General features: G+C 61.9%; 20 protein-coding genes and 5 pseudogenes. 9 read left to right on the plus strand and 16 right to left on the minus strand.

The window, feature by feature from the left end; genetic code table 11:
* The first annotated feature begins 172 nt into the window (after window positions 1-172).
* Window positions 173-1,974 (plus strand): annotated as a pseudogene (mutL, locus tag P6U16_RS06115) (DNA mismatch repair endonuclease MutL).
* Between the two features lie 100 nt (window positions 1,975-2,074).
* Window positions 2,075-2,308, plus strand: coding sequence for a DUF2093 domain-containing protein (locus P6U16_RS06120; RefSeq protein WP_277703767.1), 234 nt, complete (start codon window positions 2,075-2,077; stop codon window positions 2,306-2,308).
* Window positions 2,309-2,312: 4 nt separating this feature from the next.
* Here the strand turns inward: P6U16_RS06120 and lpxK are convergent.
* Window positions 2,313-3,343 (minus strand): annotated as a pseudogene (gene lpxK / locus P6U16_RS06125) (tetraacyldisaccharide 4'-kinase).
* Window positions 3,344-3,674: 331 nt separating this feature from the next.
* Between lpxK and P6U16_RS06130 the strand changes: the two are divergent.
* On the plus strand, window positions 3,675-4,775 hold the full coding sequence (locus tag P6U16_RS06130) for a flagellin (RefSeq protein ID WP_277703014.1): 1,101 nt from the start codon (window positions 3,675-3,677) through the stop codon (window positions 4,773-4,775).
* A 200-nt stretch (window positions 4,776-4,975) separates the two neighbouring features.
* Here P6U16_RS06130 and P6U16_RS06135 read toward each other — a convergent pair whose 3' ends face one another.
* From P6U16_RS06135 to P6U16_RS06165, 7 genes and pseudogenes are all read right to left on the minus strand, one after another.
* A complete protein-coding gene (locus P6U16_RS06135; protein ID WP_277703015.1) occupies window positions 4,976-5,185 on the minus strand; it encodes a hypothetical protein in 210 nt (69 codons plus the stop codon).
* Window positions 5,186-5,190: 5 nt separating this feature from the next.
* Window positions 5,191-5,364 (minus strand): hypothetical protein, encoded by a 174-nt coding sequence (locus tag P6U16_RS06140; protein WP_277703017.1) that lies wholly within the window; start codon window positions 5,362-5,364, stop codon window positions 5,191-5,193.
* Between the two features lie 186 nt (window positions 5,365-5,550).
* A pseudogene (locus P6U16_RS06145) lies at window positions 5,551-6,272 on the minus strand (HAD family hydrolase).
* Window positions 6,273-6,298: 26 nt separating this feature from the next.
* Window positions 6,299-7,612, minus strand: a complete 1,314-nt coding sequence (waaA, locus tag P6U16_RS06150; protein WP_277703018.1) for a lipid IV(A) 3-deoxy-D-manno-octulosonic acid transferase — start codon at window positions 7,610-7,612, stop codon at window positions 6,299-6,301.
* A gap of 88 nt (window positions 7,613-7,700) precedes the next feature.
* The gene (locus tag P6U16_RS06155; RefSeq protein WP_277703019.1) at window positions 7,701-7,937 is read right to left on the minus strand and encodes a DUF4170 domain-containing protein; all 237 of its coding nucleotides are present in this window, start codon (window positions 7,935-7,937) and stop codon (window positions 7,701-7,703) included.
* A 57-nt stretch (window positions 7,938-7,994) separates the two neighbouring features.
* Window positions 7,995-8,810, minus strand: a complete 816-nt coding sequence (locus tag P6U16_RS06160) for a 3'(2'),5'-bisphosphate nucleotidase CysQ (protein ID WP_277703020.1) — start codon at window positions 8,808-8,810, stop codon at window positions 7,995-7,997.
* A gap of 67 nt (window positions 8,811-8,877) precedes the next feature.
* Window positions 8,878-10,224: a TldD/PmbA family protein gene (locus tag P6U16_RS06165; RefSeq protein ID WP_277703021.1), complete on the minus strand. Its 1,347-nt coding sequence runs from the start codon at window positions 10,222-10,224 to the stop codon at window positions 8,878-8,880.
* Window positions 10,225-10,375: 151 nt separating this feature from the next.
* On the opposite strand from P6U16_RS06165, the pseudogene P6U16_RS06170 reads away from it, so the two are divergent.
* Window positions 10,376-12,234: pseudogene (locus P6U16_RS06170) on the plus strand (monovalent cation:proton antiporter-2 (CPA2) family protein).
* A gap of 3 nt (window positions 12,235-12,237) precedes the next feature.
* Here P6U16_RS06170 and P6U16_RS06175 read toward each other — a convergent pair.
* Genes P6U16_RS06175 through P6U16_RS06185 form a run of 3 tightly spaced genes read right to left on the minus strand, consistent with a single transcriptional unit; the run spans window position 12,238 to window position 15,762 of the window.
* The gene (locus P6U16_RS06175) at window positions 12,238-13,116 is read right to left on the minus strand and encodes a patatin-like phospholipase family protein (protein ID WP_277703022.1); all 879 of its coding nucleotides are present in this window, start codon (window positions 13,114-13,116) and stop codon (window positions 12,238-12,240) included.
* A 33-nt stretch (window positions 13,117-13,149) separates the two neighbouring features.
* The gene (gene rsmD / locus P6U16_RS06180) at window positions 13,150-13,710 is read right to left on the minus strand and encodes a 16S rRNA (guanine(966)-N(2))-methyltransferase RsmD (RefSeq protein WP_277703023.1); all 561 of its coding nucleotides are present in this window, start codon (window positions 13,708-13,710) and stop codon (window positions 13,150-13,152) included.
* Between the two features lie 6 nt (window positions 13,711-13,716).
* Window positions 13,717-15,762, minus strand: a complete 2,046-nt coding sequence (locus tag P6U16_RS06185; RefSeq protein ID WP_277703024.1) for a pseudouridine synthase — start codon at window positions 15,760-15,762, stop codon at window positions 13,717-13,719.
* Window positions 15,763-15,839: 77 nt separating this feature from the next.
* Between P6U16_RS06185 and P6U16_RS06190 the strand changes: the two genes are divergently transcribed.
* The gene (locus P6U16_RS06190; protein ID WP_277703025.1) at window positions 15,840-16,289 is read left to right on the plus strand and encodes a nucleoside deaminase; all 450 of its coding nucleotides are present in this window, start codon (window positions 15,840-15,842) and stop codon (window positions 16,287-16,289) included.
* 6 nt (window positions 16,290-16,295) lie between these two features.
* Here P6U16_RS06190 and P6U16_RS06195 read toward each other — a convergent pair whose 3' ends face one another.
* The 3 genes and pseudogenes from P6U16_RS06195 to ileS all read right to left on the minus strand — a co-directional run bounded on the left by P6U16_RS06195 (window position 16,296) and on the right by ileS (window position 20,496).
* Entirely contained in the window at window positions 16,296-16,772 is a 477-nt protein-coding gene (locus tag P6U16_RS06195) for a GNAT family N-acetyltransferase (RefSeq protein WP_277703026.1), read from the minus strand.
* A 6-nt stretch (window positions 16,773-16,778) separates the two neighbouring features.
* The gene (locus P6U16_RS06200) at window positions 16,779-17,396 is read right to left on the minus strand and encodes a hypothetical protein (RefSeq protein WP_277703027.1); all 618 of its coding nucleotides are present in this window, start codon (window positions 17,394-17,396) and stop codon (window positions 16,779-16,781) included.
* Window positions 17,397-17,533: 137 nt separating this feature from the next.
* Window positions 17,534-20,496: pseudogene (ileS, locus tag P6U16_RS06205) on the minus strand (isoleucine--tRNA ligase).
* A 314-nt stretch (window positions 20,497-20,810) separates the two neighbouring features.
* On the opposite strand from ileS, the gene P6U16_RS06210 reads away from it, so the two are divergent.
* The 4 genes from P6U16_RS06210 to P6U16_RS06225 all read left to right on the plus strand — a co-directional run bounded on the left by P6U16_RS06210 (window position 20,811) and on the right by P6U16_RS06225 (window position 22,456).
* Window positions 20,811-21,224, plus strand: a complete 414-nt coding sequence (locus tag P6U16_RS06210) for an antitoxin Xre/MbcA/ParS toxin-binding domain-containing protein (protein WP_277703028.1) — start codon at window positions 20,811-20,813, stop codon at window positions 21,222-21,224.
* A gap of 3 nt (window positions 21,225-21,227) precedes the next feature.
* Window positions 21,228-21,662 (plus strand): RES family NAD+ phosphorylase, encoded by a 435-nt coding sequence (locus P6U16_RS06215; RefSeq protein WP_277703029.1) that lies wholly within the window; start codon window positions 21,228-21,230, stop codon window positions 21,660-21,662.
* 66 nt (window positions 21,663-21,728) lie between these two features.
* On the plus strand, window positions 21,729-22,001 hold the full coding sequence (locus P6U16_RS06220; protein WP_277703030.1) for a type II toxin-antitoxin system Phd/YefM family antitoxin: 273 nt from the start codon (window positions 21,729-21,731) through the stop codon (window positions 21,999-22,001).
* Window positions 21,998-22,456, plus strand: a complete 459-nt coding sequence (locus tag P6U16_RS06225; protein WP_277703031.1) for a type II toxin-antitoxin system VapC family toxin — start codon at window positions 21,998-22,000, stop codon at window positions 22,454-22,456. The genes P6U16_RS06220 and P6U16_RS06225 overlap by 4 nt, the downstream gene beginning before the upstream one ends.
* Here P6U16_RS06225 and P6U16_RS06230 read toward each other — a convergent pair whose 3' ends face one another.
* Together P6U16_RS06230 and P6U16_RS06235 are read right to left on the minus strand one after the other, a co-directional pair.
* Window positions 22,457-23,437 (minus strand): bifunctional riboflavin kinase/FAD synthetase, encoded by a 981-nt coding sequence (locus P6U16_RS06230; protein WP_277703032.1) that lies wholly within the window; start codon window positions 23,435-23,437, stop codon window positions 22,457-22,459.
* Between the two features lie 33 nt (window positions 23,438-23,470).
* Window positions 23,471-24,319: a TIGR01459 family HAD-type hydrolase gene (locus tag P6U16_RS06235; protein WP_277703033.1), complete on the minus strand. Its 849-nt coding sequence runs from the start codon at window positions 24,317-24,319 to the stop codon at window positions 23,471-23,473.
* Window positions 24,320-24,430: the final 111 nt, after the last annotated feature.

Consider the following 24,430-nt stretch of genomic DNA (forward strand, 5'->3'; position numbering starts at 1 on the left):
ATTCAGGTTCTTACGGAACGTCGCAGTTTTGTGTTAAAGGCTGATTAAATTCCGGCGACTTTGTTAGCACGGACTGAATTGCAGCATGCACCCGGAAAGTGTAGGGAGAGAAGCGGGGATAGAGGCGCTCGCCTGCTTTTCATGGAGCTGCGAATCCCCGAGAATGCGACCCATGCCCATCAAGCAACTCTCCGAAACCCTGATCAACCAGATTGCCGCCGGCGAGGTCATCGAGCGGGCGGCCAGTGCCGCCAAGGAACTGATCGAGAATGCGCTGGACGCTGGGGCGACGCGCATCGAGATCGCCACGGCCGGCGGCGGCAAGACGCTCTTGCGCGTTACCGATAATGGCTCGGGCATGGACGCCACCGATCTTGAACTCGCTGTGCGCCGCCATTGCACCTCCAAGCTCGACGGCAACCTGCTCGACATCCGCACACTCGGTTTTCGCGGCGAGGCCCTGCCCTCGATCGGCTCCGTCGCGCGGCTGACGATTTCCAGTCGCCCGGCCGGCGCCGGTCACGGCGCGGAAATCAGCGTCGATGGCGGCAAGGTTCAGCCGGTGCGGCCGGTGGCGGCCAACCAGGGAACCACCGTCGAGGTCCGCGACCTGTTTTTGCGACACCCGCCCGGCTGAATTTCATGAAGACCGAGCGGGCCGAGGCCTCGGCCATCTCCGAAGTTGTGCGGCGCATGGCCATCGCCTTCCCGCAGGTGCGCTTCGTGCTGTCAGGCTCGGATCGAACGACGCTCGAATTCGCCGCCACCGGCGACGACCGGCTGGCGCGGATTGCGCAGGTGCTTGGCAAGGATTTCCGCGACAATGCGATCGAGATCGATGCGGAGCGCGAAGGCGTGCGGCTGTCCGGCTTTGCCGGAGTGCCGACCTTCAATCGCGGCAATTCCCTGCAGCAATATGCCTTCGTCAATGGGCGTCCGGTACAGGACAAGCTGATCTGGTCAGCGCTTCGCGCGGCCTATGCCGAAACCATCCCGCAGGGGCGCTACCCGGTTGCAGTGCTGGCCATCGACATCGACCCGGAACTGGTCGACGTCAACGTGCATCCCGCCAAGTCCGATGTGCGCTTCCGCGATCCCGGACTGGTGCGCGGCCTGATTGTCGGCGCAATCCGCCAGGCGATGGCACTGGAGGGTGACCGCGCCTCGACCACCGGTGCCAGCGGCCTGATGCGGGCCTTTCGTCCGGAGCAGGCAACACAAAACGCCGCACGCCCCTGGAGCGCCGATACCTCGCCTTATCGCCCGATGGATTCCACCGCCTCGCAATCCGGATTTCGAGAGGCACCGCAGGCAGCCTTTGCGGAGATGACGACCCCGTCCGCGCGGGCGGCTGCCGCCGAATTTTCCGCGACACAGACCGCGGAACAGGTGCAGCATCCGCTGGGTGCTGCACGCGCGCAGCTGCACGAAAACTATATCGTTGCGCAGACGGCCGACGGTCTGGTCATCGTCGACCAGCATGCCGCGCATGAGCGGCTTGTGTTTGAGGCGCTGCGCAAGGGGCTGAACGAACGGCCCGTTGCGGCGCAAGTGCTGCTGATCCCTGATATCGTCGATCTGCCCGAGGACGATTGCGACCGGCTGATCGGCCATGCCGCGGATTTTTCAAGGCTAGGGCTCGGCATCGAGCGCTTCGGGCCGGGTGCCATCGCCGTCCGCGAGACCCCGGCCATGCTCGGCGAGATCGATGCGGCGGGTCTCGTTCGGCAACTGGCCGACGAACTGGCCGAATGGGATACGGCAAACGGGCTCGCCGGCCGGCTCGACTATTTGGCCGCGACCATGGCCTGCCACGGCTCGGTGCGCTCCGGACGACGGCTGCGGCCGGAGGAGATGAACGCCTTGCTGCGGCAGATGGAGGCAACGCCGGGGTCCGGCCAATGCAATCACGGCCGGCCGACCTATATCGAGATCAAGCTTTCCGATATCGAGCGGCTGTTCGGGCGCAGTTGACCGAGGGATCACGGCCCCTTCGATTGCGCTGGAATTTTCACTGCCGACACGCTATGCGGTTCTTCGGGAGCAGGTGGACAGGATGCGGGGACGAAGAATGATGAACCGGTTTGAAGGCAGCGGCAATCGCGAGGCGAAGATCCGCTATCTCGATGGCGATTTCCAGATCGTTCTTCCCGGCTCGCACGTCACCTGCGCCGTGACCGGCAAGCAAATTCCAGTCGATGAACTGCGCTATTGGAGCGTGGCCCGCCAGGAACCCTATGCCGACGCCGAAGCCTCCTTCGAGGCCAACAAGCGCGCCGGCATCCTTCCGAACCAGAAGAAGGCTTGAGGCTTCAGCGTGATCGCAACAGCCGCGCCTTTGCCGCCTTCAGCGCGGCGTCAATGATCTTGCTCGGTGATGTCGGGTCATCGAAACGGATTTCGACCTCGATCACGCGGCTTTTTTCCGCGAGTTCCCCGCCCCGCCCGTGACCAGGCTCCAGGCGCACCCTGTCCTTCGCCGTCGTGACCAGCAGGCATCCGTTCGCCGCCGCACGATCCAGCAGATCGGCAATCTCATCCTCGGAAAAATGATGGTGATCGGGAAATGTGCGCGTTTCCACAAGGGTGGCGCCCGTTTCGCGAACGGTACGGAAGAATTTTTCCGGGTCGGCGATGCCGCACCAGGCCAGCACGGGTACATCCTTCAGGCTGCCGTCATCGAGCGCCTCGACATTGGCGGAATAGATCTGCTTTCCGGCACGGGCGGCACGGCGCACCAGCGCATCGGCGCGGTCGCCGTGACCGATCTTCAGCAAGGCGGACGCATGGCGGATCTGCTGGGGAATCGGCGCCCGCACCGGCCCCGATGGGATCAGATAACCGTTGCCGATGCCGCGCCGGCTGTCGATCACCAGCAGCGAAAAATCGAAGGTCAGCCGCGCACTCTGGAAACCGTCATCCATGATGATCAGGTCTGCGCCCTCGGCCACCAGCCGGCGTGCGCCCTCGACGCGCTTGCGGCAGATGACGGTCAGCGCCTCGCGCGCCAGAAGCAGCGGCTCGTCGCCGACATCGCGGGCCCGGTGATGGGCCGGATCGACCACGGTCGTCACATCCAGCGAACCGCCATAACCTCGGCTGAGAAAACCCGGTTTCAGCCCCTGGCTTTGGCGGCGCGTGCCAGCGCGATTGCGGTCGGTGTCTTGCCGGCACCGCCAACGGTAAAATTGCCGACACAAAGAACAGGCACCGCGATGGACGTGCGTTTGCCCCGGTCCATGCGGCTGCCGGAGATTCGCCCGTAAATCCATGAGACGGGAGAGAGCGCGTAGGCGCGCCAGTCCGCCTTGGTCCACCAGAACGGCGGTGCATCCGAAACCATGCGTCTTCCTAAAGCCTCCCCGGCCTTGCCGGCACCGCAAAGCTGGCCATGCAAGACGTCAAAAAATATTTTTCTTTTCAACGGCGATTACCCGCCATGCTGCCCTGACGGACCGACGTCACAAAACGTCAGATCGCCGGGAATTGCAAGCATTCCAGCGTTGCTGGCGCGTTGATTGGACGACTGAAACATTGCACACCGGGCCAGACAGACCATCGAAAGACGACACTCCGCTCGCGGCGATATACCGAGTTTTAACCAATCTCGGCGACTGTCGGTTAACCAAGTTTCGTGCCTTCCGTCTTCTTGTATTGCGTAGCGGACCCTTAAAATGACCACCATGAGCTTCAACTCGGCAGCCACCGCTGCCTTGGCGATTTTGCGCCATAATGATGCGCGGCATGAAAAGCTGCAGAATATCGTGACCACCGGGATGGCGGTCGGTGAAGCCGCCGACAATGCGGCCTACTGGTCGATTGCGACCGACATGCGCAACACCCACAAAGCAACCGGCGCCGTTATCGACGCGCTGGAATTGGGTGCTGCAGTGGTCGATATCGCCTATGAAGCGATGGAAAACCTCATCGACATCACCTCCGAGATCAAGGCCAAGGTTATGATGATGAAGGGGATGGGGGTTGATCGCTACAAAGTCAGTTCGGAAATTTACGAACTGGAAAAGCAATTCATCTCGGTAACAGAATCCGCCTCCTTCAATGGCCGCAATCTGTTGGCGCCCGGCAAACTCAACTATACCGAACAGTCCTATGTCGATGGCAATGGCCGCACCCTGAAGTACATGGAGATGACACCGCCCGATGCAAATACGGTGTTTGGCGGTATTGTTTCCAGCTACACCAAGGGCAGGATCGGTCTGATCAACATCTATGGCGACAGCAACCTCAACCTGTTCGGCCCCGCCAGCTATAAAAACGCCGACGGGACGATTTCAAACCAGAACGGACTTATCGGCAATCCGCAGGCGGATGGCGAGACCGACGGCGTGCCGCACGAAGACCCGCTGAAGACCACTGCCTGGCTTCCGGCCTTCAACGGTCGCACCCAGATCGCCTTTGCCAACGGCGCGCAGACCGACGACATGTTCAGTGCCTCGCATATGGGAGAGGTGCCGGATGATCTTGTGACCTACGCGACCGACATGCTTCTGACGCGCTACGACAATATAGAGAAAACCCTCACCGACCGCGCCGCCACGCTTGGTTCGCTGAGCATGCGCATCGACATGCAGACCGACTACAACAGGACGCTGTCGGCGACGATTCAAAAAGGCGTGGGCCGGCTGGTCGATGCCGATATGAACGATGCCTCGACCAAGCTGAAGGCCATCCAAGCGCAAGTGCAACTGGCTGTGCAGGCGCTCAACATCGCCAACAATGCGCCTTCACTTCTGGTGCAACTGTTCCAGAACTGATGCTTCCACAGGCTGCAAACACAATAAACCCGAAAGCGGTCAGCTTTCGGGTTTATTGTGACTGGAGGTATGTCTGGTCAGTTCTCGATCAACGAAGTCCGAAGAACGAAAGAACGGCGAGAACGACGACGACCAGTCCTACGATATAGATAATGCGGCTCATGATGGGTTCCTTTCATGTTCGAGGAAGGAACGCGCGATCAGCCCATTGGTTCCTTGGCGGCCTTTCGTTTTCCCTTTGCCGTCATCAGGAGATCAAGCTCTATCTCGGAAGGGCCAAAACGCGTGAAAAGGTCCAGCGCCTCTTCGTCGCCAAGATTGTACCGCTGCTTGAATTCCGCCAGGGTGCATGGCGCGCCCCTTTGCTGACGTGCCCTTGTCGGTCTGTCATGTGTCGGTCTGTCCTGCATGGGCATCACCAATATCGGCGCCGCGGCGGCTGCGGCGGTGTCAACTGACGCTCTGCAGCGCGGAAGCCGGTAAAATGCCCGATCATATAGCCTGCCACGCCCGCCAGCGCCAAGACCATCGTCAGGCTGTGCGGGTGTTCGACCGCCGCATCCTTCACCGACAAGGCCTGCTCTTTCACAGAATGGGCCGCCTCTGTCGCACGGGCGGATATCGTGTCCGGATCTCGGGGGCGCCGGTGAAGCCGGCTCGAAGTTCGGATTCTGCCATGGGTCGTCTCCTTCAGATCAATGCCTATTAACTGGCAGCGATCAGCAAGGTTCCGCCCGCAGGCCCACTTTCACGGAAAGGACAGTTGCAGCAGCGGTTATCTCGACGTCCGTTCACCCAGAATCGCTTCCAGCCCGGTGATATCGGCGATGCAGTGATCGGATGCTGCAGAGAGCGACTCCGGTGAGCCGGTTCCGGTCAGAACGGCAACGGTGAGGCCCGCGCCGGCATTGCGGCCCATATGCAGGTCATGGTTGTTGTCGCCGACAACGGCAATCTGATGCGGTTCGAGGCCAGTTGCTGCGCAAAAGCCAAGTACCATGCCCGGTTCCGGCTTGGTGCCGAAGCCGCTGTCGTAGCCCGCGACGTAGTCCAGATAGCCATCGAACCCGAAACGTTTGGCCGTCTCGCGGATCGAGCGTTCGTTGTCGCTGGAAGCAACACCCAGACGATACCCCTTGACATGCAGGCCGGCGAAGAAGGTGGCGAGATCGGTGACCGGCACCGCCAGGGCGGCCGAATTGGCAAACAGGTAATCGAGCTTTTCGCGCAACGCTTCGACCGTATAGGGGCCCCGGCCTCGACCATGCCCGTGGCGATCTCGACCGTATTGCCTGCGGCCAGCAGGCTGTCGGGCGTGACGTAGCCGCTGTCCGGATCCATGCCGCCGGCGACCAGCAGCCTGCGCGCCAATGCCTCGTCGCCATTTGCGGCGATGCGGGCCAGTTCGTAGTTCACCGGCACCCAGCTCTTGGCGTAGTCGAGCAGGGTTCCGTCCTTGTCGAACAGGATGCCTGCAATGGTCGTTTCAGGGGTCATTGGCGTCTCGGCAGGTGTTCGACCGATCAGGCATCGCTGCGCGGCTGCAGCCTGGCTTTCACGGTCAGCGGGTTGATATAGGGTTCAAGCCCCTTGATCGTCGCCGTCAGGGCTCCGCGCATTTCATGCACGGTTTCGACCCCGGCATCGATCATCGAGCGACGCATGTCGTCGTTGACGAGTAGATAGTTGACCCCCTTGGCCAGCATCTCGACATCGCGGATGATCTTGGCGCTGCCATTCTTGGCGAGCATCTGGTAGGTCTCGCGGAAATTCTGGACATTGCCGCCGGACAGGATGGCGCAGCCGAGCATGGCCGGCTCCAACGGGTTCTGGCCACCTTCGGCAAACAGCGAGCGACCGACAAAGGCCACCTCGGTCAATCGTAGATAGAGCCCCATCTCGCCGATCGTGTCGCCGAGGAAAACATCGGTTTCCGGTGTCAGCGGATCGTTGCGGGTGCGCCGTGCCACCGTCAGCCCCTTGGCATTCAGCATGGCCTCGATGGCATCGGCCCGCTCGGGATGCCGGGGCACGATGATCGTCAGCAGGCCGGTACGTTCTTTAAGGGCGCGGTGAACGACGCCGGCGGCGGCCTCCTCGCCTTCGAAGGTCGAGATCGCTGCCCAGGTCTTTCGGGTGCCGATCTGCTGCTGGTAGTGCTTCAGCGCTTGCGCATCATGCGGCGGCGCGTCGGTATCGACCTTCAGATTGCCCGAAACCATGACCGGCAGAGCGCCCAGTGTCCGGAACCGTTCGGCATCAACTTCGGACTGGGCAATGACCAGCGCGAGATTTTCAAACAGCGCGTCGGCCAGCGATGGCCGTTTTTTCCAGCGGGCAAAGGTTCGGTCCGAGAGCCGGCCATTGACCAGAACTTGAGGAATATGGCGCCTACCAAGCTCAAGGATGGTCATCGGCCAGATTTCAGATTCCGCGATGATTGCCAGATCCGGCTCCCAGTAATCGAGGAAACGGCTAACCGAGGGCTTGAAATCGAGGGGTACGTATTGGTGGATAACCGAGGAATCGAGCCGCTCGGCAACCACTTTCGCCGAGGTCCGGGTGCCGGTGGTCAGGACGACGGAAATACCGCGGCGGCGGACTTCCTTGATCAAGGGTATCACGGCCATGGTCTCGCCGACGCTTGCCGCATGAAACCAGACCAGTGGTCCGTGTGGGCGCGCAGCACTTGCAAAACCGTAACGCTCGCGGCGGCGGGCGGAATCCTCCTTGCCCTTGGCAACGCGAACGGCCAGATAAGGCCCGATCAGCGGATAGATCGCCGTGCCGATCCAGCGATACCCGCCCAGCGCCAGGCGCGCAAACAGATTGGTCATGGAAAGACCTTTCGGATGCGAACAGGAGGAGCGCAAGTCACCGCTCCGGAAAGCGGCCCCGATGCCGGAGAGCCAACCGGCATGATCATCAATCGTTTTCCGGATCGAGCATCCGGTGCATGTGGACGATGAAATAGCGCATATGGGCGTTGTCCACCGTCATCTGCGCCTTGGACTTCCAGGCGGTCAGCGCTGTTTCGTAGTCGGGGAAGATGCCGACAATATCGAGCTTGCTCAGGTCGCGGAACTCGACGCTTGTCAGCGTCGTCAGTTCGCCGCCGAACACAAGATGCAGCCGCTGTTTTTTCTCTTGGGTCTCAGCCATCTGACTTTCCGTTTTCTTGACGTGTTTGCTGTGGTTTGCGGCATTCGACCGGAAAGGTCAATGGCCCTCAAGCCCCTGCGCCGCCGCGACCAGCGCCGGGAGCAGAGGGTTGGCGGCGGCACACAGGACGGTATGGCGAACATTGGGGCGATTGTAGGAAAGCGGCTCGCCATCAAGGCTTGCAAGCGTGCCGCCTGCCCTTGAAAGGATCAGATCAGCAGCCGCGAGGTCCCAGTCATGGGAATTGGTCTTGACCACCGTTCCATCGATCCGGCCATCGGCGATCATCGCGATCCGATAGGCAAGAGACGGCACGTGCGAGATGCGGGAAACGCCTGTGCGGTAGCCGCCCTCAAGCCGGACGATGGTATCTTCGGCGAGCGCGATCTTCAGGGTTTCGCCTGCCGGTGGTGCGCGAACGACGATTTCGACAGCATTCTTGACGGCCGGACCGCCTTCACGTGCCTGGAACAACTCATCGAGCGCCGGCGCAAAAAGCACGCCGGCCACCGGGCGGCCGCGATGGACCACCGCGACGCTGACGCACCAAACATCCTTTCCGGCGATGAAGGCACGCGTGCCGTCGATCGGATCGACGACGAAGACCGTTTCGCATCCCAGACGCGCCTCGTCATCGTCGGTTTCCTCCGACAACCAGCCATAATTCGGACGCGCTGTAAGCAGCCGTTCCTTGAGAATATCATTGGCGGCATAATCCGCCTCGCTCACCGGTGATCGCCCGCCATTCTTCCACTGGACGTCCGGATCCCTGCGGAAATAGGTCATGGCCTTTTCACCGGCGGCGATTGCAGCAGTCGTGATCAATTCCAGATCCCTGGCCCATTGATCCGGCGAGGGGTGAACGGCATTCATGTTGCGGTCCCATTCCCGCGGCAGGTCATGCCGCGTTTGACGTCAAATTCATGTGTGCACCATCCTGTCAGGTGCCGGCCAGCGTCATACCCTCGATCGCCAGCGTTGGTGCAGCAACGCCGTACTTGCGGTCGATATCATCTGCCAGCGTCAAGGCCATGAACATCTGTTTGAGGTTGGAGGCAATGGTCACTTCTGACACTGGGAAGGCCAGTTCGCCGTTTTCGATCCAGAAACCGGACGCGCCGCGGCTGTATTCGCCGGTGATCATATTGACGCCCTGGCCGATTAGTTCCGTGACGTAGAAACCGGTACCGACGCTGCGGATCAGGTCTTCGCGCGAGACATCGCCCGGCTCGATGGCAAAATTGGTCGATCCCGGATTGACAGCCGGACCACCGCGCACGCCGCGCCCATTGGTCTGAAGGCCGAGTTCGCGGGCGGTCGATGTCGACAGGAACCAGTGATGCAGCACGCCGTCCTCGATCATCGACAGCTTTTCGCCGCTGATGCCCTCCCCGTCGAAGGGGCGCGAGGACGACCCGCGAACCACGAGAGGATCGTCCGTGACATGGATACCGGCTTTCAACACCGGCTTGTCCATCATGTCACGCAAAAAGCTGGTCTTGCGGGCAACGGAGGCGCCGTTGATGGCACCGGCAATATGGCCGGCGAAGCCGCGCGCCATGCGCGGGTCGAAGACGACGGTCAGGTTCTTCTGGGTCGGCATCTGCCGGGCGCCGATGCGGGAAACCGCCTTTTCGCCAGCGGTGCGGCCGATGTCGACCGGATCTTTCAGATCGGCGAAAAACAGGCGGCTGTCGAAATCATAGTCGCGCTCCATCTTCGTGCCGTCGCCGGCAATCGCACTGACGGAACGACCGAAACGCGTGCCCATATAGGAGCCGGAAAAACCGGCCGACGTGACGAGCACCAGACCACCCATGCCGGCAGAGGTTCCGGCGCCGCTCGAATTGGTCACGCCCGGAACGGCGAGCGCCGCCTCTTCGGCTGCAAGTGCTGCTTGCGTCAGCGCCTCGGTCGAGACCTCTGTCGGGTCGAAAAGATCAAGGTCCGGATAGGAGCGGGCGAGCCGATCGCTGTCGGCAAGGCTCGCATATGGGTCTTCCGGCGAGGCCTTGGCCATGGCCACCGCGCGCTCGGCCAAGACCTTGAGGTCAAAGCCCGGATTGGCCGAAACACTGGCGACACGACGGCCGACGAAGACGCGCAACGAGAAATCGTCGCTCTCGGACGCTTCGGTCGCCTCGACCTTGCCCAGCCGAACGGACACGGAGCGCGAACGGCCGCGGACAACCACGGCATCAGCCTCAGTCGCGCCGGCCTTGAGCGCAAGATCGATCAGCTCGGCCGCCCGCGTCTGGAGCGCTGCGGAATCGATTGTGTTTGACATGATTTGGCCTTTCATTCCTGTCCCATTTATTGTGCAGTACAGGAAGCATCAAGGGCATCCGATGATTCTTGTGCGCTATCCCTGCCATAGATGTCACGTGACGGTGCGAAAAACACCGGGAACCTTGGAATCCAGAAGAAAGACCTGCCGCATGTCGACGACGCCAGCCATTTATTCACAGGCCCTGCTGCTGCTCGGCGGCGCTGTGATCGCGGCACCGATCTTCAAGAAGCTGGGTCTGGGCACGGTTCTCGGCTATCTTGCCGCCGGCGTCGTCATAGGTCCGCTGCTCCAGCAGATCACCGAGGGCGAGCAGATCCTCGGCTTTGCCGAACTCGGCATCGTCTTCCTGCTCTTCGTCATCGGGCTGGAACTGAAACCATCGCGGCTGTGGCAGATGCGGCGCGATATTTTCGGCCTCGGCTCGGCGCAGGTGCTTCTCACCGGCGGCATCGTCTCGGGGATCGTCTACGAGGTCGGCATTCTCGACTGGGCCGGCAGCGTGGTCACCGGCTTCGGCCTCGCCCTGTCCTCGACGGCTTTCGCCCTGCAGATCCTCGATGAAAAGAACGACACCAATACGCGCTACGGCCAACGCACCTTTTCGCTGCTGCTGTTGCAGGATCTTGCCATCGTGCCGCTATTGGCGCTGATCCCGCTGATCGCCCTGCAGGCGCCGGAGGATACGACATCGCCGCTCTATGATTTCGGCGTCGCCGTTGCAGCGGTCCTCGCCTTCATCGTCGCCGGCCGCTATTTGCTGAATCCCCTATTCCAGGTCATTGCCCGCACAGGAGCCCGGGAGGTAATGATCGCAGCGGCACTCTTGATCGTCATGGGCGCTGCGACGGTCATGCAACTGGCCGGCCTCTCCATGGCCATGGGTGCCTTCCTGGCCGGCGTCATGCTGGCTGAATCCTCCTACCGGCATGAGCTGGAGGCGGATATCGAGCCGTTCCGCGGTCTTCTGCTCGCTTTGTTCTTCATGGCGGTCGGCCTGTCCCTGCAGATCGACGTCATTCTTGAGAACTACCTTCTGATCCTGATCGCCGTGCCGGTCCTGATGGCGATCAAGGCGCTGGTCATCTATGGCCTCTGCCGCGTCACCGGCTCGCCACACAATGACGCCGTGCGCATCGGGCTGCTTTTGCCGCAGGGCGGCGAGTTCGGCTTCGTGCTGTTCAGTGCCGCTGCCGCGGCGGGGTCTTTTCGTCAGGCACCGCGTCGCTTTTGATCGTCATCGTCACGCTTTCCATGGCGCTCACGCCGGCTGCCTCGGCGCTTGCATCGCTGCTGATGCAGGAACAGGACGAAGTGGCGGAGGAGATGGAGGAGGATTTCGAAGGGGCCGGCGCCGACGTTCTGATGATCGGCTTTTCGCGTTTCGGACAGATCGCTTCCCAGATCCTGCTGGCCGGCGGCCGCGAGGTGACGATCATCGACCATTCCGCCGCCCGTGTCCGGCAGGCCGCGACCTTCGGATTCCGGATCTATTTCGGCGATGGCACGCGTCTCGACGTGCTGCGGGCCGCAGGCATCGAGCGTGCCAAGATCGTCGCCATCTGCACGCACCAGAAGGAAATAACCGACCGGATCGTCGATATGGTCCAGGCGGAATATCCGAATGCGCGCATCTTTGCCCGCGCCTATGACCGGCTGCACACGCTGACGCTGCGCGCCCGAGGCGTCGATTACGAATTGCGCGAGACCTTCGAGTCCGGTCTGCTGTTCGGACGCCGGACGCTGGAATCGCTTGGCGTGGGGGACGACGAGGCGCTGGCGATCACCGACGACATCCGCCGCCGCGACGAGGCACGGCTTGCCCTGCAGGAAGCCGAAGGCATCAGCGCCGGCCGCGACATGCTGCACTTCCAGCCAGTGCGGCCGGAGCCGACGCCGCTGGTCAAGCCGAAACGCGAGGTTCATCACACCGCGGACAATGACGACACGATCCTGTCCAACACGCCAAGTGACGGCGAGGCTGGCGCAAAGATCGTCGGCGCAGAGTAAAGATCAGTTGCCCGTTTTGGCCGCGAAGGCTGCGTCGAGTGCGATCTTGACCTGATCTTTGATGCCGGCGGTTGCCGCCAGCACGTCTTGGGCTTTCAGGAAATCCATCACCCGGAAGCGGCTGACCTCGGGGCGCAGCAGGATATCCGGCGGATGGGCCTTCACCTTCATGGCGATGATCGATTGCATCATCAGCTGGCTGGCGCCGAACAGGCTGTCGATCCGGGTCGGCATGGCCTCGCCGTCGCCTTCGGGACCGCCCACGACATCGACGCCGATGACGATATCGGCAAGGCCGACAAGGTGATCGAAGGGGACCGGATTGTAGATGCCGCCATCGATCATCACCCGGCCATCGATGCGCACCGGCATGAACATGGCAGGCAAGGCGGAGGATGCGGCCAGGGCCTGATAGAGATCGCCGCTTTCGCAGACCCGTTCGCTCTGGCCGTAATAATCGGTCACGACCACTTTCAGGGGAATGCTGAGATCCGCGAAATCAGCTGGTATACCCTCGGGCAGGAAGGCCTTCAGCAGCCGTTCGAGATTGAACTGGCCGACGCGAAAACCGCCGGCCACCGCCGAGGCGAGGTTTGTCGGCCGCAGGCTCCAGATCCTGTTCATCACCTCGCGGCGCCGGCCGATGGTAGAAAGCACATGCTCGCGGATCTCGGTGCCGCGCATGCCGGCCGCCATGCCAGCACCCATGATGGAGCCGATCGAGGAACCGGCAATCACCACCGGGCGAATACCGAGTTCGTCCAGCGCTTCGATCACATGGATATGGGCAAGCCCACGCGCGCCGCCGCCGCCAAAGGCGATGGCAACCGTCGGACCAGATTTTTTCGCAACAGGAATGGGCGCTGGCGTATCGTTCATCATGCGCTCCTTTGTCTTTGGATCAGAGTCTTTCGATCAGACCGCGCGAAACCGGAAGAAGTGCATCCGGGTGTCCCCGAAAACCCTGTCCTCGACGAATTCGAAGCCATCCTGCAAAACAGGGCGGACATCGCCGCGCTCTTCCAGGATGACGAGTGCATCCGGCAGAAGCCAGCCGCCGTTTGCGGCCGATGCCAGGGCCTTTTCGCCGAACCCCTTGCCATAGGGCGGATCGGCGAAGACGAAGTGAAACGGATCGACGGTCGAAACCGGCCCGAGATCGGTTGCGTCACGGCGAAACACCTTCGCCCTGCCCTGCAGACCGAAGGCCTCGATATTGGTGCGCAGCAGGCCACGGCCTTCCGCGCTCGTCTCGACGAACAGCGCCTGCCGGCAGCCGCGTGACAGGGCTTCAAGCCCCACGGCGCCGGTGCCGGCAAAGAGATCAAGCACGCGCGTGTCGTCTAGAGCCTCCGGATAAGCATGGCTCAGAATGTTGAACAGGCTTTCGCGTGTCCGGTCCGTCGTCGGCCGGATATCACTGGAATTGGGAGACGCGAGCGAGCGCCCGCGAAATTCACCACCGACGATACGCACCGCCGGTCAGTTTCCCCGACCGCGCGGTTTGCCGCCACCGACCGGGCGTCCACCGGCAGGCTTGCCGCCGCTTGGCCGGCCACCAGGACGACCGCCCGAACCACCGGTCTTTGCGCCAAAGGGCTTTGCTCCGCCCGGTTTCCCGCCGAAGGATTTTCCGCCAGCAGGCCTGTCGCCGGAGGGCTTGCCACCGAACGGACGATCACCGTCACGACGCGGTGGTCGATCACCCTGTGGACGATCGCCCTGCGGGCGGTCGCTGCGTGGAGCGCGATCACCGAAATCACGCGGCTTGCGATCACCAAACGGTTTGTCGCCGGCTGGGCGATCGCTTCTCGGCCTGTCGGAAAAGGGACGGGCACCTTCGGCACGCGGCTTGCGGTCGCCGAACGGTTTGTCGCCACCTTCGCGGCGCGGTGGCCTTGCACCTTGTGGACGATCGCCCTGCGGGCGGTCACCACGGGGACGATCGCCCTGCGGGCGGTCGCTACGGGGCGCGCGGTCGCTACGGGGCGCGCGGTCGCCAAAGCTGCGGGCGCCACGGTCATCGCCGCCACCGCGCTTGCGGTCGCCACCACGGGCGTCATCGCGGCTCGGTTCTTCCGTTGCGCGTATCCAGTCCTTGTCGTCGTCGTCACGGGTGACCACGACCCGTGGGCCGCGATCCGGGCGATCATAGACGCTGGCCTTCTTGCGGTCCGGATCGAACTTGCGTGCCGACTTGATCGGCGCGCCGTCCCTGGTCTTGCCGTAACGCTTGACGTTGGGTGCGCCTTCCGGACGCTCGCGGCGAACCGGCTTCTCGCTGGTGGCCGCAGCACCCTCTTCCTTCGGTTTTCTCTCGGCCACCGGACGGGCGCCAGGCGCCATCCAGACATTGGCCTTGCGGGCGCGGAAACCGGGCTCGCGCTTGGGCTGATCGTCAAATCTTGCGGGCGGTGCATCGCGTCCACCGCGTTCTTTACGGTCTGGCCGATCCGGACGCTCCGGACGACCACCGCGACTGTCATCGCGCTTGGTGTCGAGACGCGACAAAGCGCGCTCGCGCTTGTCCTCGGGTTTCTCGCGGAAGGCGCGGTCCGGCCTGTCGGCCTTGGACGACCATTCGCTCTTTACCGGCTTTTCTTCTTCTGCCGGCGCATTGTCGAACAGCGGCGCGTCGAAATTCGCCTTGGCATCCTCGATCAGGCGCGGACCGAGCTGGTCGCGCAGCGTGCGGCCACGGATTTCCTGCGCCTTGCCTTCGGCAAGTTCGCCAAGCTGGAAGGGACCATAGGAAATGCGGATCAGGCGGTTCACGTCAAGGCCAAGGGCGCCCATGACGTTCTTGATCTCGCGGTTCTTGCCTTCGCGCAGGCCCATGGTGATCCAGACATTGGCGCCCTGCACTTTGTCCAGCGTCGCTTCGATAGAGCCGTAGAGCACGCCATCGACGGCGATGCCGTCCTTCAGCTTGTCGAGTTCGGCCTGCTCGATCGTGCCATGGGCGCGGACGCGATAGCGGCGCAGCCAGCCGGTCGAGGGCAGTTCGAGAACCCGGGCCAGACCGCCGTCATTGGTGAGCAGCAACAGGCCTTCGGTGTTGATGTCGAGACGACCGATGGACAGAACGCGCGGCAGGTCTTCTGGCAGATTGTCGAAGACCGTCGGGCGGCCTTCCGGATCGGAATTGGTGGTCACCAGGCCGGTCGGCTTGTGATAGAGCCAGAGGCGGGTGCGCTCGATGCCGCGGATCGGTTCGCCGTCCACTTCAATATGGTCGGACAGCGTCGCGTTGACGACCGGGCTGTCGAGCAGCTTGCCGTTCAGCCTGACGCGGCCTTCCATGATCATCCGCTCGATATCGCGGCGCGAGGCCACGCCGGCGCGGGCCATGATCTTGGAGATGCGCTGCGGCTCGTCACCTGACGTAGCAGAGGCCGAGACCCGCGGCTTGCGGGGCTTCTCCACGCCGGAATCGGACGCATCGGGCTTGCGTGCTTCGGAATAGGGTTTCTTGTCAGCAGCGCGCGGCTTGCCGCCGGGCCGCTGGGGCTTGTCTTTAAATGTCATTTGTGTTGCCTGCCTTTTGCGGCTGTCCTATCAGGTCGGGGCGGATGCGTTAAGAGAAATTATCACGGGGTCGTCAAATGGCCGAGACAAACCGTTTCATGGACCTCGCCCTTGAGGAGGCCCGGCTTGCGGCGGGGCGCGGCGAGGTACCGGTCGGGGCTGTCCTCGTGCTCAATCGCGAGATTATCGCAAGCGCCGGAAACCGCACCCGCGAGCGCAACGACGTCACCGCCCATGCCGAAATCGAGGTGATCCGGGAGGCTGCCGCGTCCATCGGTGCGGAGCGACTGTCGGGGGCCGATCTCTACGTGACGCTCGAACCCTGCACCATGTGCGCAACCGCGATTTCCTTCGCGCGCATCCGTCGTCTCTATTATGGCACTGATGACCCGAAGGGCGGCGGCGTCGAAAGCGGCGTGCGGTTTTTCGCACAACCGACCTGCCATCATGCCCCGGAGGTCTATTCGGGCCTTTCGGCCACGGCTTCGGCCGCCATTCTCAAGGATTTCTTTTCGCGCAAGCGCTGAGGCTTTTCAGCCGGCGGCAAAATCGGAAAGCGCCTTGCCGTCGAGACGGTAACGGATCCACTCCGTCTGCGGCGCTGCACCGATCGCATCATAGGCGCGGATTGCCGGTTCGTTCCAGTCGAGCACGCTCCATTCGAAACGGGCACAGCCCTTTTCGACGGCGACGCGCGCCAGATAGCGCAGCATCAGGCGCCCGGCACCGCTGCCGCGCTGTTCCGGGGTGATGTAGAGATCTTCGAGATAGAGCCCGTTGCGGGCCTTCCAGGTCGAGTAGCTGTAGAACCACACGGCGAACCCGACCGGCTGCCCATCGCGTTCGCAGATGGCTGCCTCGCAGACGGAGGACGGTCCGAAGAGGGAGGAGCCGACAGTCTCAACCGTCGCATCCACCTCGTGGCCGGCTTTTTCGTAAACGGCCAGTTCGGTGATGAAGCGCAGGATGGTTGCCGCGTCGTCTGTCGTCGCCTTGCGGATATTAAACATCGTGGCTTAGAAAATATCCCACCACTTGGAACCGCTGCCCTTGATCTGCGCTTCCTTCTTGCGGCGGCGCTGCTTGACCATTTCGTCTTCGCCGAGATCGGCCTTGGCCTCTTCCGGAAGCGCACGATAGGCGAGCGGCGGATCGCTGAGGAAGCGGCGCTTGTCAGCATAGGCACCCATCTGGATCTTGCGCGCCTCACGATAGGCGGCCTGCTGTTCCTTGGCGGTCAAGCGGCGGCCATTGGCATTGGACTTGGCGAGCGGCGAGACGTAACCGATCTCGCCGCTGTTCGCGTCAGCTTCGGCGACGAGCCGCAGGCGCGTTTCTTCCGGCGATTCGAGCCATTGCGGATTGTCCTTCGATGCAACCGATTGCTGCGGTTGGACCAGAGTAGCCTGCTCCTGCGACGGCGGCAGGACGAGCGATGGACGCGGCTGATACTTGACGTTGCTCTTTGGGGCCGACTGGAAGGAAACCGCGCTGCCGAGATCATCCATCAGATGCTCGCCGGCGGTCTTATCGGTTCCATAGGTTGGACCGCCGATGCAGCCCGTCAGAACAAAGCTGCCGGCTATAACGCCACAGATACCGGCCAGCACTCGAAACTCTCGCGTCACGCTCATGAAAACCCTTCCAGCAATGCCAGCACGAACACCAGTCCACACAGCACTCTGCGCCTCGTGACGGATAAATCCGCCAAATTTCAGGCAGGTTTTACCGGATGAGATCGCAAAGCGCAATTCACCCGGTAAATTATCGGTTAAGAAGCAAACCCCAGCTCTTTCAGTGCCGCCGCATCGCGGGCAGACACGTCAGGGAAATCCGGGTCGGAGCCGACATCGGCCGTGTAACGCCAGGAGCGGGCGCACTTGGTGCCCTCGGCCAGCACCGGCTCGACGCTGACGGTCGCGACATCATCAAGACGGAAGGCATCCGCCGGACCCGACGCGCCAAGGATGGTGATCGCCGAGGTGATGCAGATTTCGGCGAAATCCAGACCTTCCAGCGCCTTGAGCAGTTCCGGATCGGCGACATGAACGACCGGGGCCGCTTCCAGAGACGAGCCGATGCGCTTGTTCTTGCGCTCGATTTCCAGCGCACCGCTGACGGCACGACGGACGGTGCGGACCTTTTTCCACTTTTCGGCCAGCGCCTCGTTCGACCATTCCGCCGGGACGACCGGGAACTGTTCGAGATGCACCGACACGGCATTCGGGTCACGCGACAGCCAGGCTTCCTCGGTGGTGAACGGCATCATCGGCGCGAACCACAGCACGAGACTGTCGAACAGCTTGCGGATGACATGCAGAGCCGAACGGCGCTTCAGGCTCGACGGCGCGTCGCAATAGAGCGTGTCCTTGCGGATGTCGAAATAGAAGGCCGACAGCTCGACATTGGCGAAATCGGTCAAGGCGCGGGTGATGCGCTTGAAGTCGAATTCGTCATAAGCCTTGCGCACCAGTTGGTCGAGTTCGAACAGCCGGTGCAGCATCAGCTTTTCAAGTTCCGGCAGATCGGCATAGGAAATCTCTTTGCCCTTGTCGTGGGCGAGCGTGCCGAGCATCCAGCGGATCGTGTTGCGGATCTTGCGGTAGGCGTCGATATTGGTCTGGATGATCGTCTTGCCGACGCGCAGGTCTTCGGCGTAGTCCGACGACATCACCCAGAGGCGCAGGATATCGGCGCCGGCGTCGTTCATGACCGTCTGCGGGGCGGTGACATTGCCCTTGGACTTCGACATCTTCTCGCCCTTCTCATCCATGATGAAACCATGGGTGACGACGGCGTCGTAAGGCGCGCGGCCACGCGTCGCGCAGCTTTCGAGCAGCGACGAATGGAACCAGCCGCGATGCTGGTCGGAGCCTTCGAGATAGACATCGGCCGGCCATTTCAGGTCGGGGCGGTCTTCGAGCGTGAACGTGTGGGTCGAGCCACTGTCAAACCAGACGTCGAGGATGTCGGTGACCATCTGCCACTTTTCGGCATCATTGCTATTGCCGAGGAAACGTTCCTTGGCGCCTGCGGCAAACCAGGCATCGGCGCCTTCCTTTTCGAAGGCTTCGAGGATACGGGCGTTCACCTCTTCATCCTTCAGCACATTGCCTTCGACATCAGCGAAAACGCAGATCGGCACGCCCCAGGCGCGCTGGCGCGACAGCACCCAGTCCGGGCGGCCTTCGATCATGGCGCGCAGCCGGTTCTGGCCGGCAGCCGGCACGAAGCGTGTGTCGTCGATGGCCGAGAGCGCCCGCGAACGCAGGGTCGTGCCGTCGCCGAAGTCCTTGTCCATATGGACGAACCACTGCGGCGTGTTGCGGAAAATGACCGGCTTCTTCGAGCGCCAGGAATGCGGGTATTCATGCTTGATGCGGCCGCGGGCAAAGAGATTGCCGGCAGCAATCAGCGCATCCATGACCCGCTTGTTGGCGTCGCCCTTCTTGCCGTTGTCATCGAGAACACGGGCGGCGCCACCTTCAGCCGACGGGCCGAAACCGGGGGCGTCCTCGGTGTAATAACCGGCGTCATCGACCGGGAACGGGATCTTCGACGAGATGCCGCGGGCTTCAAGATCACGGGCATTGGCCGTCCAGGCTTCAAAGTCTTCGCGACCATGCGACGGGGCGGTGTGCACGAAGCCGGTACCGGCGTCGTCGGTAACGTGGTCGCCATCGAGGAGTGGGACGGGGAAGTCGTAGCCGAGATCCTTAAGCGGGTGGGCGCAAACGATGGAAGAAAGCGTGCGAGCCGGCACGTCGCAGATGCGCTTGTACTGAAGCTTGGCTTTGGAAAAGCTCTCTTCCGCCAGCTTATCCGCAAAGATCAGCCGTTCGCCGGACCGAGGCCCAAATTCATTCTCAGATGCTGTTACCTCATAAAGCCCGTATGCGACACGCGCCGAGAACGAGATAGCCCGATTGCCGGGTATCGTCCAAGGTGTCGTGGTCCAGATTACCACTGACGCGGGGGATTGAAGATATTGCCCAGCGAGTAAAGATGTGCCTCGGCAGCGTCCGCGCCATCGGGAAAAGTGGTGTCAGCCACCAGCTTGACCGGAAACTTCACCCAGATCGTATCGCTCTCGACCTCGTGATATTCCACCTCGGCTTCGGCCAGCGCCGTGCGCTCGACGACCGACCACATGATCGGCTTCGATCCACGATAAAGCTGGCCGGACAGCGCGATCTTCAGCAGTTCGCCGGCAATGCGGGCTTCGGAGTGGAAATTCATTGTGGTGTAGGGTCGATCGAAATCGCCCTCGATGCCCAGCCGACGGAATTCTTCCGACTGGATGTCGATCCACCCTTGCGCGAATTCGCGGCATTCGCGGCGGAATTCGTTGACCGGGACTTCGTTCTTGTCCTTGCCCTTTTCGCGGTATTTTTCCTCGATCTTCCACTCGATCGGCAGGCCGTGGCAATCCCAGCCGGGCACGTAATTGGCATCATAGCCGCGCATCTGGAACGAGCGGGTGATGACGTCCTTCAGCACCTTGTTCAGCGCGTGGCCGATATGGATATTGCCGTTGGCATAGGGCGGGCCGTCATGCAGCACGAATTTTTCGCGGCCGGCGGCAGAGGCGCGCAGCTTTTTATAGAGGTCCATCTGGCGCCATTTGGCCGCCATTTCCGGCTCCTTCTGCGGCAGGCCGGCGCGCATCGGAAATTCGGTTTCGGGCAGGTAGAGCGTCTTGGAATAGTCGAGCTTTTCGGAAGTCACGGTCATGGTTCTTGCAATCGTCTCTGGGCGCGTTTCGTCGCGCATGCGAACGGGAAATAGGGAAGTGACGAGAGGGGCGCTGAGGGCCAACGCCAAAAACCCGGACCTCCCGGCAGCAGTCAAAGTGCGCGGAAGGCCGGGCCTGTAATTCGCAGATCAATCATCAATTGACGACGCGGGCTCATGGGCCGGTTCTTTAAGGGGTTTTCCGGCGAAAAGGAAGAGGAAACTCGGCAGGACCGGAGGTGTGAAAAGGCATCGTTGCACTCTGTGCCAGATGCGCGTATATTAATGGGCAAGTGGCATGGGGAGATAATCCGATGGACGCACAACTTCAGGAAACCATCGAGACGAGCGACATTCGCGAACGTCTGGACATTGCCTCGAAAGGCCAGATGAAGCATTTCGACGGTTGGACGGTTTCGAGCCTGACTGCGCTCGGCTTCACCATGGACGAACTCTACCGTTTCATTGCCCCGCGCCGGACGCTGGCGCGGCGCATTGCCAAGGGAGAGCGGCTCACCGTTGCGGAGAACGACAGCGCTATCAGGCTCATGCGCGTCGTCGAGATGGCCGACCGCGTTTTTGAGAATCCCGAAAAGGCGCGGCGCTGGCTGCGCAAGCCCAATCGCGGCCTTGACGGGATCGTGCCACTGGACCTGCTCGAATCCGAGACCGGCGCCCGGCTTGTGGAAGACGTGCTGCACCGAATCGACCACGGGATTTTTGCCTGAGCCATGATCCTCTGGCGGATTTCCAACTATGCCAACCTTTCCGGCACTGGCGGACTTGTTTCGGCGGGCCGCTGGCACGAGCAAGGCATCCCGGTGGTCTATTGCTGCGATCACCCCTCGACATGCCTTCTCGAAATTCTCGTCCATGTCGATATCGAAGACCTGCCGGACGATTATCAGCTTTTGAAGATCGATTGCCCTGATGACGTCGCCGTGACGACGATCCCTATCGATCAAGCACACGTCGAGGATCTGGACTGGACCCGGCGCGAAGGCAGCCGCCTGCTTGGCGAAAATAGCGGCTGCCTGATCCGCGTCCCCTCGGCCGTCATGCCGGAAGCGACCAATTTCCTGATCAATCCCCGCCATCCCGATGCGGGCAGGCTGACGATCGCGAAAGCCATCCGCTACCCCTTCGACAGCCGCCTGCTGCGTTGAACAGGGCAACATGGACATTTCATTGCCCATGTAATATAACTGACTATCTGACCAGTTGAGAAGCCAATGTCCGGAAAACCTATCGCCTCGCCCAATAGCTGGAAACTGGAAGACGCCAAGGCGCAGTTCAGCGAGGTCGTGCGGCGTGCCCACAGCCAGGGGCCGCAGCGGGTGACCATACGGGGCCGTGAAAGTGTGGTGGTGATCAGCGTGGAAGAACTCGATCGGCTGACCCGGCCGGCCCCAAAGGAACCTTTCCTCGATTTCATGGAGGGCTTGGCGCTGAGCGAGATAAGACTTGAGCGCGAGGACGACCGCGGCCGGGATCCAGACCTTTGATCGGCTGGCTTCTCGATACGAATGTCATTTCCGCCCTGATCAATCCGAACGGTGCGCCTTCAGTCAAGACATGGGCCAAGGCAAATGACGAGAATACATTTTTCATCAACATCCTCACTCTTGCGGAATATGACAAGGGTATAGAAAATTTGCCGTCCGACGACGTCAACCGGTATCGCTATATGGAATCGCGGGATGCGCTGGAGCAGCGGTTTTCCGGCCGAATCCTTCCGGTCAGCGATGCAGTTGTGCGGCGTTGGGGGGCCTTGTCGGGTCGCGTGAAGCGCGAAAGTGGTCAAGCGCCACCCGTCATTGATACGCTTCTGGCGGCGACGGCGCTGGAGCACAAGCTCTTTCTGGTGACGCGTAACATCAAGGACATGCGCCTGTCTGGCGCAGCTGTGTTCGACCCGTGGAACGACGACGTCAAAAACTTTCCGCTCAGCCGGAAATGATCAGAATGCCACCTTGCGGTCGATCTCGCTGAGCGGGTTCACGCCGGAAAGCAGCGCGCGGGCTTCCGCGTCGTCCTGCTTCATCTGCACGACCAGCGGGTCGAGACCGTCGAATTTCAGTTCGTCGCGCAGATGGCCGAAGAACGAGACGGCACAGGTTTCGCCGTAGAGATCGGCGCTGAAATCGAAGACGAAAGTTTCGAGCAGCGCGATGCCGTTGCTGTCGACCGTCGGGCGCTTGCCGAAGCTTGCGACCCCGTCATAGATGCTGCCATCGGCGCGGCGGAAGCGGACGGCATAGATGCCGTTGCGCAGTTCGACCTCGGGCGGCAATTGCATATTGGCGGTCGGATAGCCAAGCGTGCGGCCGAGTTGCTTGCCGCCGATCACCTCGGCCTCGACCGTATAGTGATAACCGAGCAGGCCCGCCGCCTGGGAGACATCGCCTTCGCCGAGCAGGCCGCGAATGTGGCTGGAGGAAATCACCGAAGCATTCTCGTCGCGGAAAGCATCGACGAGCGTGACGCCGAAGTCGTTTTCGCCGCCGGCCGCCATCAGGAAGGCCGGGCCGCCTTCCCTGCCCTTGCCGAAATGAAAATCGAAACCGGTGACGACATGGCTGGCATGCAGCCAATCCATCAAGACCTGGCCGATGAAGTCGGAAGCGGAAAGCTCGGAGAAGGTGCGGTCGAACGGATATTCGATGACGGCCGCAAAACCCATGCTTTCGAGGATGCGCGCTTTCAGCGGCGCCGGCGTCAGGCGGAAGACAGGGCGATCCGGGCGAAACACCGTGCGCGGATGCGGCTCGAAGGTCAGCACCAGCGCCGGCACGCCACGGGCGCGCGCTTCTTCCAGGGCCCGGCGCAGCACAGATTGATGACCGCGATGCACGCCATCGAAATTGCCGATGGCGACGACGCCGCCCCGGAGACTGTCCGGCAGGGGCTCGCGCGTTTCGTTGCGATGAAAAACCGTCATGTCAGTCGCATCCGTCATGCAAGGATCAGCCCATCAGGCAAGGCGTGGCATCCACCATTTTGGCGTCGCGCCCTCGCTCTTGAGGAAGGCCGCCAGCTTTGCCTCGTCCGTTTTCGTCTCGACCATGTATTCGCGGGCATGGATGCCGGCGCTGATATAAAGCAGGTCGAGGCCGAAGTCCTGCGCGCCCTTGACGTCGGTCGGCATGCCATCACCAACCGCGATGACGCGCGACAGATCGAAGCCGCCGCGCACAGCCTTGGCCTCGGACAGCGAGGCGCGATAGATCGGAATATAGGGTTTTCCGGAAATCCGCGTCTCGCCGCCCAGTTCCTCATAGACCTTGGCGATGGCGCCGGCGCACGGGATGAGCCGATGGCCCCGCTCGACGACAAGATCGGGATTGGCGCAGATAAACGGGATCTTGCGTTTTGCAAGGCCCGAAAGCGTGGCGCGGTAATCTTCAGCAGTTTCGCTTTCGTCATCGAAGAAGCCGGCGCAGACGACTATCTGCGCATCTTCGGAGGAGACGAGATCGACGCCCAGCCCTTCGAGCAGCGGCAGGTCGCGCTCGGCGCCAATGAAATAGATTTTCTTCGGGCCGGCCGAGATCAGCGCGCGGGTGACGTCGCCCGACGTGACCATCCGGTCATAGGCGCTGTCTGGAACGCCAAGACTGCGGATCTGGACGATGACGCCTGGATGCGGGCGGGGCGAATTGGTGATCAAAACGACAGTCACGCCCTTGGCGCGGGCTTCCGTCAGCGCCTCGCAAGCCTCCCGGAAGGCCGCGACGCCATTGTGGAGCACGCCCCAGACATCGCACAGCACGACATCGTAGCGGCTGGCGATATCGCGAAAACTGTTGATCCGAACGGCCATGCTGGCTTCCCGCAGAAGAAATGTCCGGCTGACATCGCAAGGAAGTGCCGAAAAGACAAGACTCAATCCTGAAAATCACGCGCGAATACCAAGCTTTCCTGGCCGACACCG

Origin of the sequence: Rhizobium sp. 32-5/1, from assembly GCF_029537235.1 — a bacterium.
In the GTDB taxonomy this organism is placed as follows: Bacteria; Pseudomonadota; Alphaproteobacteria; order Rhizobiales; family Rhizobiaceae; genus Pararhizobium.